Genomic DNA, 14,541 nt, shown 5'->3' on the forward strand with positions numbered 1-14,541 from the left:
TTACTGGCAAGCAATAGTAGTTCAGTAACTTCATTAAAAAATAATAATTGCTTAGTCATGGTACGATCAGTACCCAGCTATAGTAGCAGATTTGCTTCTATTTAATAGCTCGTAGATTGCTCGATCGCAAAACTCTGAAGCTACAGAAGTTATGAAATCCGTCTCAAGCGATTGGTTTGCCATTGCAGACCGATAAGAGTAGCCATAAACAGCATGTAGCCAGGTTCTTCTATTTGAGTGAAGATCAACCCAAAAACAAATATAGTTAGGAGAAAAAACCGAGAAATATCGTCCGAACACAGCCTGCACCAAACAAGAAACGCAAGATAAAAATAAGCTCCTAACCCCAGAAAACCCAAATCTCCCCAAATTCCTGCCCAACCAAAAAACGGCGAAAACATGCTAGATTTATCGCCAAACCAGCTTGCTCCTACCGCACTCCATACAGCTTCGCTAACGGAGAGTTGAGTTGCCCCTAGAGGTGCAAGCAGATCCCAATAATCACGCAGCATCCATCCTCCTAAACGTCCGATCGTGTGACCAGGACCAAGCCCCAGTAAAGGGTTGAGCGGGGAATGATAGAAAGAAGGAATAATTGAGAATCCTACTAGTTTAAGCTTCATCCCCTCTAAAGTCATATCGACGCTCCAAGCGAGAAACCCATTATTTGCCAACCAAACTGCGATAAATATAGCTAAGATTGCTCCAATCGAGTATTTTACGAATTCTGTAATATCTTTTAATTTAGTACAAAAAAGAAGTATGAGAGCCACTAAAAATACTGCTAGAACTTGTTTGGCATCTGAAACTAATACGTGAACGATAGTAGTAAAAAATACAGACAACCGTAGCCAAAGCGGACGTTCTTTAGCAATAAATAAATAGTACGTACCAAATGTTAATGAAACTGAAGCGCTAACAACATGACCAGAACCTTGGTTTAAAAAAACTCCTTTAATATTGTCTTCTAAACCTTCCAGAAGATGTAAGTTGAGAACAAAGCGCTGGAGCAAAGCCAGCAGGAGATTGATAAAGCCAAAACGCACTAACCAACAGTGCAGTTTTTCCGTGCTAGTTAAAGACATGGGAATGCAGGCGATCGCTACTAGAAGTAAATACGGTTCGGTCAGCATTAAATAATTGAGAACCACATTAATGAATCCAGCATTATTGAGTAGTCCACTAGCACACATTAAGATGAAAAATATTAATAGACCTAAGAGAATTTCCTGGACGATGGTAAGTTGACGCTGGCTTCTAGAGCGAGCTTTGACAAGAGCAATACTACAGGCAAGTGGAACTGTAGCAAAGTGTAAAAAATTAATTGCTGCGGGTACTCCTAATGCCTCAATTATGCGGGCAAAATAAGCAGTAGCAAATGCTAATAGTACAATTGTGGAACTTTTAATGAATCCCTTGCGTTGTTGCTGACACGCTGCTTCTACGTTCATCGATCTACCTCTCGATACAAGCACCAGAGCGCACTGTATACTGCTACGTGTAAGTTAGACATGAGGAGCTAATGTATAAATTTCCATCATGCGGCGATAGTTTTCCTCCGCAGTGTACTTAGCCTCAAATTCAGCCCTAGCTGCTTGGCGCATCTGCATCAGTTCTTCTGGATGTGATAAAGCCCACTCTACTTGTTCTACAAGGTCTTGGGTGTTACCTGGAAGAAAATGAAGTCCGGTTTGCCCAGGCGTAACTAACTCGGCGATCGCACCAATTGCTGAAGCTACTACAGGAGTTCCCTTGGCAAAAGCCTCGATCGCAACTCTGCCAAAAGTCTCGTACCATTCAGAAGGAAAAATCAACAAGGCAGCTTCTCCCATTAACTCGTAAACTTCTTCCAACGGTCTGCGTCCCAGCCACTCCACTCCTGGTACGCGCTTTGTTGCCTCAACAACTTGAGGTGCTAACGGTCCATCGCCAACAATTTTCAAAGGGATTTTTTCACCCAATTGTTCCCAAGCAGCTAGTAGCGTCCCTAAACCTTTTTCTGGCGAAAGCCGCCCGACAAAAATGGCATATCCACCACGTCCTGTTCCTGGTGCGGGAGCGGGATGTAGAAAATTAGTTTTAAATAGAATTTTTTTCTCCGGTAAGCCACCTTGAACGAATTTCTGCAAAGCGAAATGGCTATACGCTACGAATACATTTACTGTTTTTGTCCAAGTACACATCATCGAGTGCAAGTTCACCATTGTCGCGACAACTCCACTCGCTGTTTGACTATCTCGGTAGCAACCGCGAACGATGCCAGGTATAGAACCGCATTTCCCCAAACAGTCTTCGCAGATCTTGCCATCGCGAAAAAACAAAGCGTTGGGGCATAAGAGACGATAGTTGTGCAAAGTTTGGACGACTGGTACACCCTCATCCTTCATGGCGTGATATGCGGCTGGAGAAATCAGAGGAAAAGTGTTGTGGAAATGAGCGACCTCCGGTCGTTTCTGGCGGACGATCGCCCGTAGGTCGCGGTATACATCGTTATTCCAGATTGTTTTTTTCGCCAGAGTCAGAGGATTCATTCCCTCAACGCGCTCGTTATGAATCGTGTAGCGCTGGACTTGATGACCGCGTGTTTCTAAAAGAGCCGATTCGGTAGCAAAGATTTGTTCTTCACCACCTGGTTGTTGGTAATAGTTATGAACTGTGAGAATACGCATGGGGAATCGTTTGTCGATTAAGAATGTTGTCGTAGCACTGAACTAATTGCTGACCCTTATTTGCCCAGTTGAACAGCTCGTTTGCCCTCTTCTGTCCTGCCTTGCCCAATTCGGCACTCAGTTCAGCATCGTTTGCCAGACGAGACATAGCATCAGCAATACCTGCAACAGCTTGCTGAGGCTCGATCGCGGGGACTTTAAAACCTGTTGCCTCGGTGACCTGAACCGCTGGTCCACCTAAATCGAGACAGACAACCGGACGACCTGCTGCCATTGCTTCTAAGCAGACAAATCCTCCAGATTCGTGCAAGCTAGGATGAACCAATGCTCGTGCATCTGCCATCATTTGCCAGATGCGATCGCGGGACATCTCAGGGCAGAACTTGACTTGAGAGATAATCCCTAATTCTTGGGCAAGAATTTGCAGCCGTTTCCGTTCGGGTCCGTCTCCCACAATCCAATATTCGGTATCAGAGGGTAAATCTGCTTGAGCAAAGGCACGTAGTCCCAGGTGAAAACCCTTCCAATGCAGCAATCTACCAATAGAAATAAACCGGACTGGGCGATCGCTAGAAATATAACTCTGACTCAGACGGGCGATCTCTTCTGGAAGTAAAGCGACTTGGGAAAGGACTTTGACGTTTTTCGCTCCCATTTGAGAGAGTTGTCGCGCCGTATCCTCAGTAGTTGCCCAAGCTAAGACAGAGCGTCTGGCTGTCAGGCGAGCAAACGGATCGAGTTCTCCTAAACGACGAGAGAAGTCACGCAGTATTTCGTAGACTTTGCCTCTCCAGCTGAAGTCTTGCCAAAAAGCCTTTGGTGCAGTTTCACCACCGCCCACAGGACCCCAGATGAAGGGAACTGGCAGCAGAGAGAGGAAACTAGGACTAGAGTACTTAACGAAAGTAACGTGCTGAATTAAGTCGAAGCTAATTTGACGATGCAGTTGACGGGCAACAAAATAAGCTTGAATCTGCCAGAGATAGTAGTGAATTTGGAAAGCTCCATTACCCCACTTCCAACCGCCACCCCAGATTGGTAAGGTGAAATAGATAAAATGCAGGTTGGGGGCTAAATGATGGGCTAGCTCTGCCTCAATTGCCTCGCGACCGTCATCAGGTCGAGTTAGTACCCAAACTTGATGGTATTTGGCAACCTCTCGAACTGTGTTCCAGCCCACGCCTAGTTCAGTTCCTCGACCTGGTTCGCAGGCATAGGCAGACAATAGAATCTTCATCGACACAGTACCTCTTGGCGGACTAACCCAGTAGTAGAGAAATCTAAATATTGCTGAGCGATTTTTAGATACTGAAAGTCTCGCGCTCGTTTACGTGCCTGTGTTTGATAATGTTGCTTGAGGTTGGGGTTGCTGAGGATTTGCAAAATTCCTGTTGCCAGTGCTTCTGAATCTCCAGCAGCTACCATCATTCCGTGCTTGCCATATTCGATCAGATCCTTCGATCCGCCCGGGGCATCGTTGACGACAACCGCCGCACCGCAAGCCATTGCTTCTTGTAAAGAGATCGGGCATCCTTCCCAAGCTGATGCGAGTACGAATACGTCACAGGCAGACATGTATCTGTAAGGATTGCGATCGTATCCAGGCATCGCCACGCTATCTTCGATTTGGAGTTCGTAGCAAAGGGTTTCTAGTTGCGATCGCAAGGGTCCTTCACCCAAAATCAACAATCTAGCGGGCTGAATCTTGACAACGCGGGCAAAAGCACGCAGCAATACATCGAGTTGTTTTTGCTTGGCTAGACGAGCTACGGTAACGATGGTTGGTGTTTCAGAGTCTAAAAACCAGGGGTGATCGGTTGGTTTTTTCGCTAGTTGTTGCACGCGATCGAGGTCAATGGGGTTGAAAATGACCCGCATCGGAATACGCGGTGGTACTTTAATTGTTTCAACTAAGTCGGCGATCGTATCTTGAGAAACGGCAATTAAGCCATCACCGTAGGGGTACGTGTACCGCATTAGCGTCGGCAGAGATTGCAGGTGCAGTTTATCTTGATGCTCGATGCCTGTTTCTAAGCTAATAATATTGTGTTCGCCAATAATAATTTTGCTATCAATTCCTGATAAATACCTCGCCCAAATTGCCGTGATATTAAAATACCAAGGCATTGGAAAAATAACATCTGGTTTACTTTGTTTAAGATAGCGAATAGTTGGTAGTAAAGAAAAAGCCGTGCGCTGAGTATTGAGAGTAAATATATTAATGTCTGAATATTGCTCTTTTTCTGCTTGAGTTGCCTTTAAAACTACAAACTCACAATTGATTCCTAATTCCTGAAAGCCGCGAGAGAGTGCAGTTCCTAAACTAGTGAACGCACCACCTCCGATGTCATGCGTCAGGATAGCAACTTTTTTCATATTCATAAAATTCAATTATTTAAAACTAGGTTTGTCACCTGAGCTAGGCATTTTGATGCTGCTTCTGGGGTATATTGAGACATAATTTGTTGCGATTTTTTACCCATGTCCGCGATCGCAGTCGGGCGCTCGATAAACTGACACATAAGTTCGGCTAGTTTTTCCGGCTGATTAGGGTCAAATACATAGCCATTCTCACCATTCACTATAAGTTCTGCCGTTCCCGCACCTGTAGAACATAAAACTGGTTTACCCATCAGCATTGCTTCTAGTACCACTACGCCCCATGTATCTTCTAGAGTCGGTAGAACGAAGACATCTGCATTGCGAAAATATGTACTGATAAGGTTGTAGTCTACTCTACCTACCCACTGTATACAGTCAGTCAGATGATGCTCTTGAACGAATTTTTCTAGTTCTTCTTGTTGCGATCCATTGCCCACAACTTGTAATGTGTATTCTCGATATCCTTGTTGCTGAAGAATCTTGCAGGCTTCTAGCAAAATCTGCAATCCTTTTCTGGGAATAATATGTCCGACGAAAAGAAAAACCGGTCGCTGGAGTTGAGAATTATCTAAATCAATATTTTCTTGAATTACTAAAGTTTTGGGATCTGGAATTTCGTAAGGCTGAACGAAAACGTGGCTGTCTTTAGCGTTAAGAATATTTACTAAATAGGCTTTTCCAGCATGACTGTTGGTAATGCAAGCATCGGCAAACTTTACCATTAGTCGCCGAACTAATAAACGTAATGCTGAATTGCGATAGTCTACACTAGGCGAACTACCTTCATAGGCAATGATGACTCGCCACCAACAAAGCGGTTTTAATAGGAGTGCTAGAATTGTCCAAATGCCAAAAGAACTAGAAAATATGGCATGAGGTCTAAGTCGAAGCAAGTGGAAAATAATACTGGGAGACAGATATGTGAAATTAGATCCGTAGCTTGTCGTTTCTCGCGCCATTTCTAGCACATGAAATTTACCGACAACTTCTACTACAAATGAGTTATCAAATCCTCGTGCAAACCCAGGAAAAAGTCCAGTAAATACTTTAGTTTGAGGAAATATCTGTGTAAATTGACCGATCGCTGGTTGCCAATAAAACCACGTAACAGGCAACAACCATGCAATACGAAAATTATGACTACGATCCACCTAAGGATACCTCTAGAAATACAAATATCAACTGCAAAGTGCAGCCGGAGAAAATGACTACCTAGCTGATTTGAATAACTCTGAACAATATCTTTGCATCTGTCTCTGATGGCGTTCGTAAAGATGTCATCAGAAGATCGGACTTAAAAATATATTTATAATGTAACTATCTTTACACCGATCGGCGCTATCTCTTTACGTAAAATTTGAATTCTACGAGAATATACGTACTCTTTTTAAAGAAGAAGTAAAAATTTGAACTATATCGTGTACTGAAAACCGATGGCGATCGCCACAAATAACTTCTGTAGGCTGCAAAGGCGATTGCTGTTTGTACTTGGTTTAAGTATTCCAGTTAATAAAACGTGCGTAAATATATGCAACTAACTCATTAATCGTTTTCCGCACGCCTGCACTGTAGCGCCACCAGTATTTCGGATCGTAATCGATAGGTGGCATCGCAATAATGCCGACTTTAGTATTTGTTGAAGCTAATGCTTGACGATACAGCAGCCAGCTTCGTCTAGCATGTAAATCGAGCGTCAGTAAATCGATCGATTTTACTGGTGTATTTGTCTTTGCCAACCATTGTTTAAAAGCAATAGCAGAAGCATAAGTTCGGTCTTTACGTACTTCTGGTGTCGGGACGGGAACGATTTTTTCTGACTCTAATCCTAACGTTTTTAAGGTTGCTGCCGCTAGCTCGGCATAATTTTTATATTCAGCTAAGTAGCATCCTCTTTCAATTGGAATACCTGTAGTCACGATCTGGCGATAGGAACCGCGTTTAAATCTAGCTAGTGCCTCTTTAACCGCATAATCTGGTAGCCAGCCTTCAATAACTAAAACTTCAGCGTTAATTGGTTGATTGACAGCTAGAAATGATGGTAAGTTGCTAATACTGACGGTTAATAAGGTAAGAATTAATAAAATTAAAAATAACCATCCCCATACCGTAGGCAACCATATTTCTTGTTGTCGAATGAGAGTGATATTTAGTAGTTTGAATTGCGATCGCTTTTTAGCAGCCATTAAAAATGTAGTTTTGCATAGCTTAGGGTGTAGAATCTACTTTAATCCAAAATTCGATTTCAGTCGTAAACTCTTCAAACTTAGCAGTTTTGAGCGAATAGCATTCGCACCTACACAAACAAAGTTCGCCTGCGCGAACTATAAGAAAGTTAACGATTTTTACGTTGATATTGTGATTTTGCTAGTGTAGAGTCACTTCTACTGGTTATCTACTGTTGCTGTCTTTTGTGCCTTTAAATAAGCAAACACAGATTTATCACCAATATCAGGTGGAATTGGTTGTACTGCTTTACGAATGGCAAAGATAACGAATAGTACAGCCCACGTACCAAGCATGATTTGTTCCCAGTGGAGCGGTAAGATTCCGCTTAAATGTCCTAACAATAGAATTGGTACTAGAGGTGTGAGAAATTTGGTTTCAAACCGATTAAAACAAAATGCCTCTTTGAAGTAAATTCCTGTGAGCGCGGCAAAAATAAAGCCAACACCCAATAAAGTCACTGGATGTTCGTAAACTGTGACAACTAGCGGCGTGCTATTACTCAATGCAATCGCGACTGCGGCGATCGTCCCGATCGCCCAAAATAGTTGTAGGACGCGATGCAGTACTGCCAGATATATATGAATAGCGAGCAAGCTAACACCCAATGCACCGCAAAAACAGAAAAATAGGGGTGTAAGTGCTGGAAAAACACTGGGCTGAGGGTTTGACAGAACTAGAGTACTACCAATCGCAAAGCTGAGGGCAGCGATCGCTAAGCCAGTCCGATAGATAATCACACCGAGGCGATCGCTTTTGTCGATTGTAAACTCACCAAACTGACCTTGATATGTTTCGGATACTATTTGTTGAGTCATAACTTACCTCTCACTAATAACCACTTCTACTCTATCTCCCCAATGCTGCTGCAATTGTAACTGGGCATTGCCGCAATTAATAGCAATTTCTACCCAGCCGTGACTACCAACTAAGGCGAGTGCCTCTTCAGGAGAGACGTTGCTGTAGGTTTGACACCCTGGGACGATTCGTTTGCCTAATTGTACTGTCCAAGTTCGATCTTCCACGTCCCTACCAGGAATATTGGTGACTAAATTGCCAAAGCGATCGACATATTGGATGCAACCAATTATTTCTGTAGGAGTATAGATTAACTGGGGTAAGTCTAACTGTAGTAGCGTAGCAAGATCGATCGTTCTCCCCAATTCTCTTAAAGGAACTCCACTCGCAAGATGCGCCCCTACTGGGGCAAAAATATCTCGTCCGTGAAAAGTCTTTGAGAGTTGGGTAGTGCGCCAGTATTGAGAGTCAGTCAGTTCTACAATGGCGATCGCGTGGCTTTGACTCAATATGCCGCTAAAAATTCCGTTGTCTGGTCCTACTAAGAATCCATGCCTGAATTCTATGGCGATCGCGCGTCTATTGCTACCTACCCCAGGATCGACTACAGCCACATGCACGGTTCCATCAGGAAAATAGCCATAGGCATCCAACAAGCAAAATCTAGCCGCAGCGAGATTTTGGGGCGGGATCTCGTGGGTAATATCGATAACTGTCAGGTTAGGGTTAACTTGGGCGATCGCACCTTTCATGACTCCTACGTACACGTCACTGAAGCCAAAATCACTGGTTAAAGTCAAAATTCGGTTTGAATTCATCTGTAGTTCGGGGATTTACTAAAAAATGTCTTAAAAAAGTTTAAATTTATTTCTGTAGCTATTGTTACTAAAAACTCTCTATGTTAGGATAATTCTACATAAACGAGATAAGTAAAAATAATGTTTCCTATGAGCAGAAATAAACAACAAGCTGTAAAACAAGCTGCCGAAGCTCACCGTCAGAATATTCAAAAAAGTCTACAACATCGTTTAGATGTTGCCAGAGCTAACGGAGATGAGAATCTCATCCGCCAGCTAGAAGCAGAAATGAGATACTTCAACTGAAGTTACAACTAAGTTTTTGTCACAAGGTTTGATGCCACTGACTTGATAAATTACAAATAACAGATAAAATACTGACATTCGCAGGATGCATTTCAAGTGCATCCTTTTTGTTTTCATATCCTTTGTTTGACTATCCACGCGATCGCGCTCAGAAAACTAAGCATCAATTGGGAATAGCTATACTGGTTGGTTAAAGTTCCTACTCAAACACCAACTTAACTAAGGATATGCCTATGCAAGCGGATCTATCAGCCGTGATGACAGACGTATGGCACGTACTAACTAAAAATAATCGTTGGATGAGCTGGAATTTGTTTCTAGCTTTTGTCCCTTTAACTTTGAGTGCGTGGCTATTTCTCAGAGGAAGCCAAAAGCGGCGTTGGCTATTTTGGCTATTATTTATAGATTTGTTGACTTTCTTACCGAGTGCGCGTCATGTTTTAACTAATATATTACGTTTCAGTACGAGTATCGTTACATCTGAGCTAATATGGGTCGTACCCTTAGTTTGTATTCCTTTGTATCTATTATTCATCTTATCCGGTAGAGAACGTTGGCAAACCTTTAATTGGTCAATTTTATTTTTAGTATTTTATGCTTTTTTGCCGAACGCACCGTATGTTTTAACTGATATCATTCATTTATATCGAGATATTAGAGATATTCACTCAGTCTGGCTAATTACTTTGGTTCTTATCCCAGTATACGTATTATTTATGGGAGCTGGATTTGAGGCATACGTACTATCTTTAATTAACCTGGGTTCTTATTTACAAAGAATTGGTAAAAGTACGTGGGTTTTGGGCACAGAGCTGATCGCTCACGCTTTGTGTGCAATAGGAGTCTATTTAGGTAGATTTTTACGGTTTAATAGTTGGGATTTCATCACCCAACCCGATATTCTCCTTACTGCTGTAGTTGAAGATTTATTCGGCAAACGTCCGGTTGTCATTATGATTGTTACCTTCGCAGTTATTACTGGTTTGTACTGGTTGATGAAGCAGGTTACGCTTAGAATTATGGAAAAAAATCATCTAGAAGCTATTTCTGCCCGGGAAGAAGGTAAAATCGATTTGTTGTAAAGTAGAGACGCAAAATTTTACGTCTCTATTGCTTTTACACTCTATTCCTTTTATAAAGGAACCAATTCGGGGAAATGTAGTAATAGTTGATCGTTTGTTAGTTCTTCGCCAAATTGAGCGGGGGAAAACTGGACTTGAATTGCCCACAGTCTTTTTTGATAGTGAAGATTAATCAGGGCTTTTAATCCAGCCTTCATCGCATTTATATCTGCCAGATTAGTTTCTAATTCCGGCACTTCTCCGTCATAAACCACGCTTAGCATGACGACTAAGTTACGAGTAACGGGCAAGGAAAAAGATTCATCTGTAGTAGCGGGTGAACTTAAATCTGGTTCGCTTAAATAGCGTTGGGCAGAATCAGTAAATAATTCATTGAAATAGTCGCTGGCTGCACCTTCATCCCAAAACACATCGCCTTCGTTTGCACCGGAAAGCCAATACTCGTCGTATTGCAGCAAGCTTTGACAAATTTCTACCAAACCTTCGCCTACGACTTCAATCTCGCCGTCAGTGTCTATGGCTTCCCTAGCCTGACGGTTGAGAATTCCTAATAGCGGTGCTACTTCTTGCCCTGCAAGATGGAGAAATATCCGACAGCCAACAAACCGAGTCCGCCCTGACATCCGATTCATCCGATCGCGCCATGAACTCATGATCTTCCCTCCATATCCTCTTACTCAATTTATCGCGCTCTCACAAATCTTTCTCCCCCTCGATCGCTAGATTTAAGGGAATTGACGGTAAGATCGGAAGCAAAATTGTCAAGTCATGAATATCGGTATTATCGGACTGGGGTTAATTGGTGGCTCGTTGGGCTTAGACTGGCGATCGCAAGGACACAAAGTTTTCGGTGTCAGTCGGCGCGAATCTACTTGCGCCCAGGCGATCGCTTGTGGTGCTGTCGATCGGGCTAGCGCCGATCTTACCAGTCTCAAAACCGCAGAAGTTATTTTTATCTGCACTCCTTTGGCAGCGATTCGCCCTACCGTAGAACAACTGATTCCCCATATAGATCCAGCCACAGTTTTAACCGATGTCGGTTCGGTAAAAGCCCCAATTGTAGATGCGATCGCCCCCTTGTGGCACAATTTTGTCGGCGGACACCCCATGGCTGGTAAAGCCGAGAGTGGGATTGAAGTTGCCCAAACAGGACTGTTTATCGGCAAGCCTTATGCGATCGCTGCAATTGATACTACGCCACCAACAGCCGTGAAGGTTGTCGAGCAATTAGCGCGATCGCTCCAAGCTACTATATATCACTGTCACCCAGCCGATCACGACCGCGCCGTCAGTTGGATTTCTCATTTACCAGTCATGGTTAGTGCCAGTTTGATTGCTGCTTGTGCCAGCGAACCTAACCCAGAAGTGCTGGAATTAGCACAACAGCTTGCTAGTTCTGGATTTCGCGATACAAGTCGCGTTGGAGGTGGGAATCCTGAATTAGGAGTGATGATGGCGCGGTACAATCGCCCAGAGTTGTTGCGATCGCTACAACAATACCGCGATCGATTAGATGAAATGGCGCAATTAATTGTACGAGAAGATTGGCAAGCTTTAGAAAAACAATTAAATTCAACTCAGATAGCTAGACCAAAGTTTCTCCGAGAGTAAGGTCATACTTTTTAGTTTCAAGTTATTAGGTGAGCATTCAGTCAATTTTGGCAGATTCATCAATTGAACTGCCAATTCTACAATCTCTCAATCTAGAGTGAAATCAAATTTATCTCTAGATTTATTTCTAATTTCTACTCATTAAAGACAACTTACATCCGCTCGGAAGCTATAGAAAATACTAAGCGGGATAAGCAATAAAACAAATTCGGCAGCGATCGCAAATAGTTTCAGTCGATTGCTAAAAGCTCGATGGTAGATTGCAGGTTGCGATTATATTGTATTCCTAAAAATGCTTATATAACCAAATAAATATAAATCGATACATGTATTTTCAAAAATGCAGGAACATAAAAAGAGGGTAGGAGGTCTTAAATTTGGGAATGCTTTGTCTCTCATCTTCTGTATTCTTAACATTTAGTAATTTATGTATATTGCAACACTGAAAATTACAGATAAATAACAGTAGATTTAAGATTTACAACTCGTAGCGAAAAGTTATAAATCTACCTAGTATGTTTACATAGCTTAATGATATAGTGAGTATTTGTACTGCTGAGAGTAACTTCAATGCTAGACCCTGCTTTATGCGCTCGTCCTCTGAGCCAGTGGCTTGTCTTGAAGTCCACGCTTTCCCACTGGCTGATGACTCCCGTACTGGTTGTCATACCGCTAACAGCTTTCATTCTGCTAATCAAGTTTTTTCCCAAATGGCGTTGGAAGCGTTACATGTTGGTGATGGGAAGTTTATCGTTAGTAGCTTACTTTCTTGCTAGTTTTCCGGCTACAGTCGCGATCGCTAGTAAGGGATTAATTGCCTTTTTACCTGACGATCCAGGTAGGAAAGCAGATGCGATCGTGATTTTAGGTCGCGGTGCGTACATGAGAAAGTCTAGAGTAGAGGTTGCGGCTGACCTATGGAAAAGCAAACGCGCTCCCTTAATTTTTGCCAGTGGTGCAGGGGATGGGGCAGATATTGTGAAGATGCTCAAAATGGAAGGAGTCCCCAAGTCAGTATTGAAAGCCGAAAGTTGTTCTCAGACAACAGAAGAGAACGCACTATTTACAGCGACGATGTTGCAACCGATGGGAGTGAAGCGAATCGTTTTGATCACGGACTCGCCACATATGATGCGATCGCTATTAACCTTTCGCAGTCTGGGATTTACTGTTTTTCCCCGTCCTACTCCTTTGCCTGCAAACTTGCCACCCACAAGAAGAGCAATGATGATTTTTTACGAATACATGGGTTTATTTAACTATGGCATCAAAGGGTACTGGCAACCTCAGAATGCAGAAATGGAGCAAAACCCATACATAGCTCAACAGCAAGCAGCAAATGGTTGACAGTTATCAGTTATCAGTTATCACTGGTCACTGCTCCCTTCATAAATAGGTAACTCTACCGTTAATGTTGCTCCCATACCCTCACCGTAGCTTTCTGCCCAAATTGTTCCGCCATGTAATTCGACCAATTGACGAGCGATCGCTAAACCAAGTCCCAAACCGCCGTAGGCGCGAGTCATGCTACTATCTGCCTGTCGAAAATATTCAAATATGTAGGGGAGAAAATCTGCGCTAATGCCTTTACCTGTATCGCTCACTTGGATTTGGGCGTAATTGGTAGTTGGTAATTGGTAGTTGGTAGTTGGTAGTTGGTAATGGGTAATGGGTAATGGGTAATTGGTTGTGATTCTCCCCTGCTCCTCCGCTCCCCTGCTCCTCTGCTCCCTGCTCCCTACTCCCTGCTCCCTGCTCCCTACTCGTGCGAGCGAGATCTCTATCTGTCCGCCAGATGGGGTAAATTTAACTGCGTTAGAAAGTAAATTCCAAACGACTTGCTGAAGGCGGCTGCTATCACCCCGCACCAATCCTACACCAGGATTCAAACTGAGTCCAATCTGAATTGATTTTGCTTCTGCTGCCAGAACTACGGTATCTAAGGCAGATGTAATTGTATTTGCCAGATCGACTATTTCCCAATTTAGTTTCAGCTTTCCCCTCAGAATGCCGGAGACATCTAATAGATCTTCGATTAATTGTGCTTGTAGCTTAGCATTGCGTTCGATCGTATCGAGAGCGCGATCGATTGTTGCAGGATTTAACTGATTTGTTCGCAGCAGTCGCGACCAACCTAAAATTGGGTTGAGAGGGGAACGAAGCTCGTGGGAGACGATCGCCAAAAACTCGTCTTTAACACGGTTTGCTTTCTCTGCTGTTTCCTGCGCTACCAATGCTCGATCGCGCATCTGGCGATATTCTTGGACTCTAAATGTGAGATCTGTCACATCTTGAATTGATAATAGGGCGTAAAACTCATCCCCCTCTAAAGCAGGTAACGAGGTGACAGTTGTATGCTGAATGCGCATTTGCCCTTGGGGTAGGGAGGCAGGAATTACGTGTTTGTGTAACTGAGAAGAAAAGATTGTGGGGGGTCCGCCTTGAAATATTTGCTGCAAGCGGTTGGCATACTGAGTTTGATGAAAGTGGGGGTAGCGATCGCCGATACAAGTCCCTAACATTTCAGCTCTAGATAGCTTAGTCCATTCTTCTAAGCAGCTATTCCAGAACAAGATCGTTAGATCCGAACGCAAAATACAAGCCCCTAAAGGTACTTGGTCTAGAATACTAAACTTTTGCTGGGCTTGTTTCAGTTGCTCCATACTCAAAAAT

Annotated in this window: 14 protein-coding genes; 4 read left to right on the forward strand and 10 right to left on the reverse strand. The window is 43.2% G+C overall.

Going from position 1 to position 14,541, the window contains the following annotated elements; all coding sequences use genetic code 11:
• Nucleotides 1-149: 149 nt before the first annotated feature.
• From H6G17_RS16215 to H6G17_RS16250, 8 genes are all read right to left on the reverse strand, one after another.
• Nucleotides 150-1,451, reverse strand: coding sequence for a hypothetical protein (locus tag H6G17_RS16215; RefSeq protein ID WP_192158862.1), 1,302 nt, complete (start codon nucleotides 1,449-1,451; stop codon nucleotides 150-152).
• A gap of 54 nt (nucleotides 1,452-1,505) precedes the next feature.
• Nucleotides 1,506-2,669, reverse strand: coding sequence for a glycosyltransferase (locus tag H6G17_RS16220; protein WP_192158863.1), 1,164 nt, complete (start codon nucleotides 2,667-2,669; stop codon nucleotides 1,506-1,508).
• The gene (locus tag H6G17_RS16225; RefSeq protein ID WP_192158864.1) at nucleotides 2,647-3,906 is read right to left on the reverse strand and encodes a glycosyltransferase family 4 protein; all 1,260 of its coding nucleotides are present in this window, start codon (nucleotides 3,904-3,906) and stop codon (nucleotides 2,647-2,649) included. The genes H6G17_RS16220 and H6G17_RS16225 overlap by 23 nt, the downstream gene beginning before the upstream one ends.
• Nucleotides 3,903-5,051, reverse strand: coding sequence for a glycosyltransferase (locus tag H6G17_RS16230; RefSeq protein WP_192158865.1), 1,149 nt, complete (start codon nucleotides 5,049-5,051; stop codon nucleotides 3,903-3,905). Before H6G17_RS16230 ends, H6G17_RS16225 begins: the two co-directional genes overlap by 4 nt.
• A 5-nt stretch (nucleotides 5,052-5,056) precedes the next feature.
• Nucleotides 5,057-6,202, reverse strand: a complete 1,146-nt coding sequence (locus H6G17_RS16235; RefSeq protein WP_192158866.1) for a glycosyltransferase — start codon at nucleotides 6,200-6,202, stop codon at nucleotides 5,057-5,059.
• A gap of 342 nt (nucleotides 6,203-6,544) precedes the next feature.
• Entirely contained in the window at nucleotides 6,545-7,234 is a 690-nt protein-coding gene (locus H6G17_RS16240) for an ElyC/SanA/YdcF family protein (RefSeq protein WP_192158867.1), read from the reverse strand.
• Between the two features lie 198 nt (nucleotides 7,235-7,432).
• Nucleotides 7,433-8,092: a DUF2301 domain-containing membrane protein gene (locus H6G17_RS16245; protein ID WP_192158868.1), complete on the reverse strand. Its 660-nt coding sequence runs from the start codon at nucleotides 8,090-8,092 to the stop codon at nucleotides 7,433-7,435.
• A gap of 3 nt (nucleotides 8,093-8,095) precedes the next feature.
• Nucleotides 8,096-8,890 (reverse strand): SAM-dependent chlorinase/fluorinase, encoded by a 795-nt coding sequence (locus H6G17_RS16250; RefSeq protein WP_192158870.1) that lies wholly within the window; start codon nucleotides 8,888-8,890, stop codon nucleotides 8,096-8,098.
• Nucleotides 8,891-9,019: 129 nt separating this feature from the next.
• On the opposite strand from H6G17_RS16250, the gene H6G17_RS16255 reads away from it, so the two are divergent.
• The gene (locus tag H6G17_RS16255; protein ID WP_181245476.1) at nucleotides 9,020-9,175 is read left to right on the forward strand and encodes a hypothetical protein; all 156 of its coding nucleotides are present in this window, start codon (nucleotides 9,020-9,022) and stop codon (nucleotides 9,173-9,175) included.
• A gap of 233 nt (nucleotides 9,176-9,408) precedes the next feature.
• Nucleotides 9,409-10,257, forward strand: a complete 849-nt coding sequence (locus tag H6G17_RS16260; protein ID WP_192158872.1) for a DUF1361 domain-containing protein — start codon at nucleotides 9,409-9,411, stop codon at nucleotides 10,255-10,257.
• Between the two features lie 50 nt (nucleotides 10,258-10,307).
• Here the strand turns inward: H6G17_RS16260 and H6G17_RS16265 are convergent, their stop codons facing one another.
• The gene (locus H6G17_RS16265; protein ID WP_192158874.1) at nucleotides 10,308-10,910 is read right to left on the reverse strand and encodes a DUF1517 domain-containing protein; all 603 of its coding nucleotides are present in this window, start codon (nucleotides 10,908-10,910) and stop codon (nucleotides 10,308-10,310) included.
• 115 nt (nucleotides 10,911-11,025) lie between these two features.
• On the opposite strand from H6G17_RS16265, the gene H6G17_RS16270 reads away from it, so the two are divergent.
• Together H6G17_RS16270 and H6G17_RS16275 are read left to right on the forward strand one after the other, a co-directional pair.
• On the forward strand, nucleotides 11,026-11,868 hold the full coding sequence (locus tag H6G17_RS16270; RefSeq protein WP_192158876.1) for a prephenate/arogenate dehydrogenase: 843 nt from the start codon (nucleotides 11,026-11,028) through the stop codon (nucleotides 11,866-11,868).
• A 570-nt stretch (nucleotides 11,869-12,438) separates the two neighbouring features.
• Nucleotides 12,439-13,215: a YdcF family protein gene (locus tag H6G17_RS16275; protein ID WP_192158878.1), complete on the forward strand. Its 777-nt coding sequence runs from the start codon at nucleotides 12,439-12,441 to the stop codon at nucleotides 13,213-13,215.
• 20 nt (nucleotides 13,216-13,235) lie between these two features.
• Here the strand turns inward: H6G17_RS16275 and H6G17_RS16280 are convergent, their stop codons facing one another.
• Nucleotides 13,236-14,531, reverse strand: coding sequence for a PAS domain-containing sensor histidine kinase (locus tag H6G17_RS16280; RefSeq protein ID WP_192158880.1), 1,296 nt, complete (start codon nucleotides 14,529-14,531; stop codon nucleotides 13,236-13,238).
• Between the last annotated feature and the right edge of the window lie 10 nt (nucleotides 14,532-14,541).

Origin of the sequence: Chroococcidiopsis sp. [FACHB-1243], from assembly GCF_014696895.1 — a bacterium.
Classification (GTDB): domain Bacteria; phylum Cyanobacteriota; class Cyanobacteriia; order Cyanobacteriales; family Chroococcidiopsidaceae; genus Chroococcidiopsis.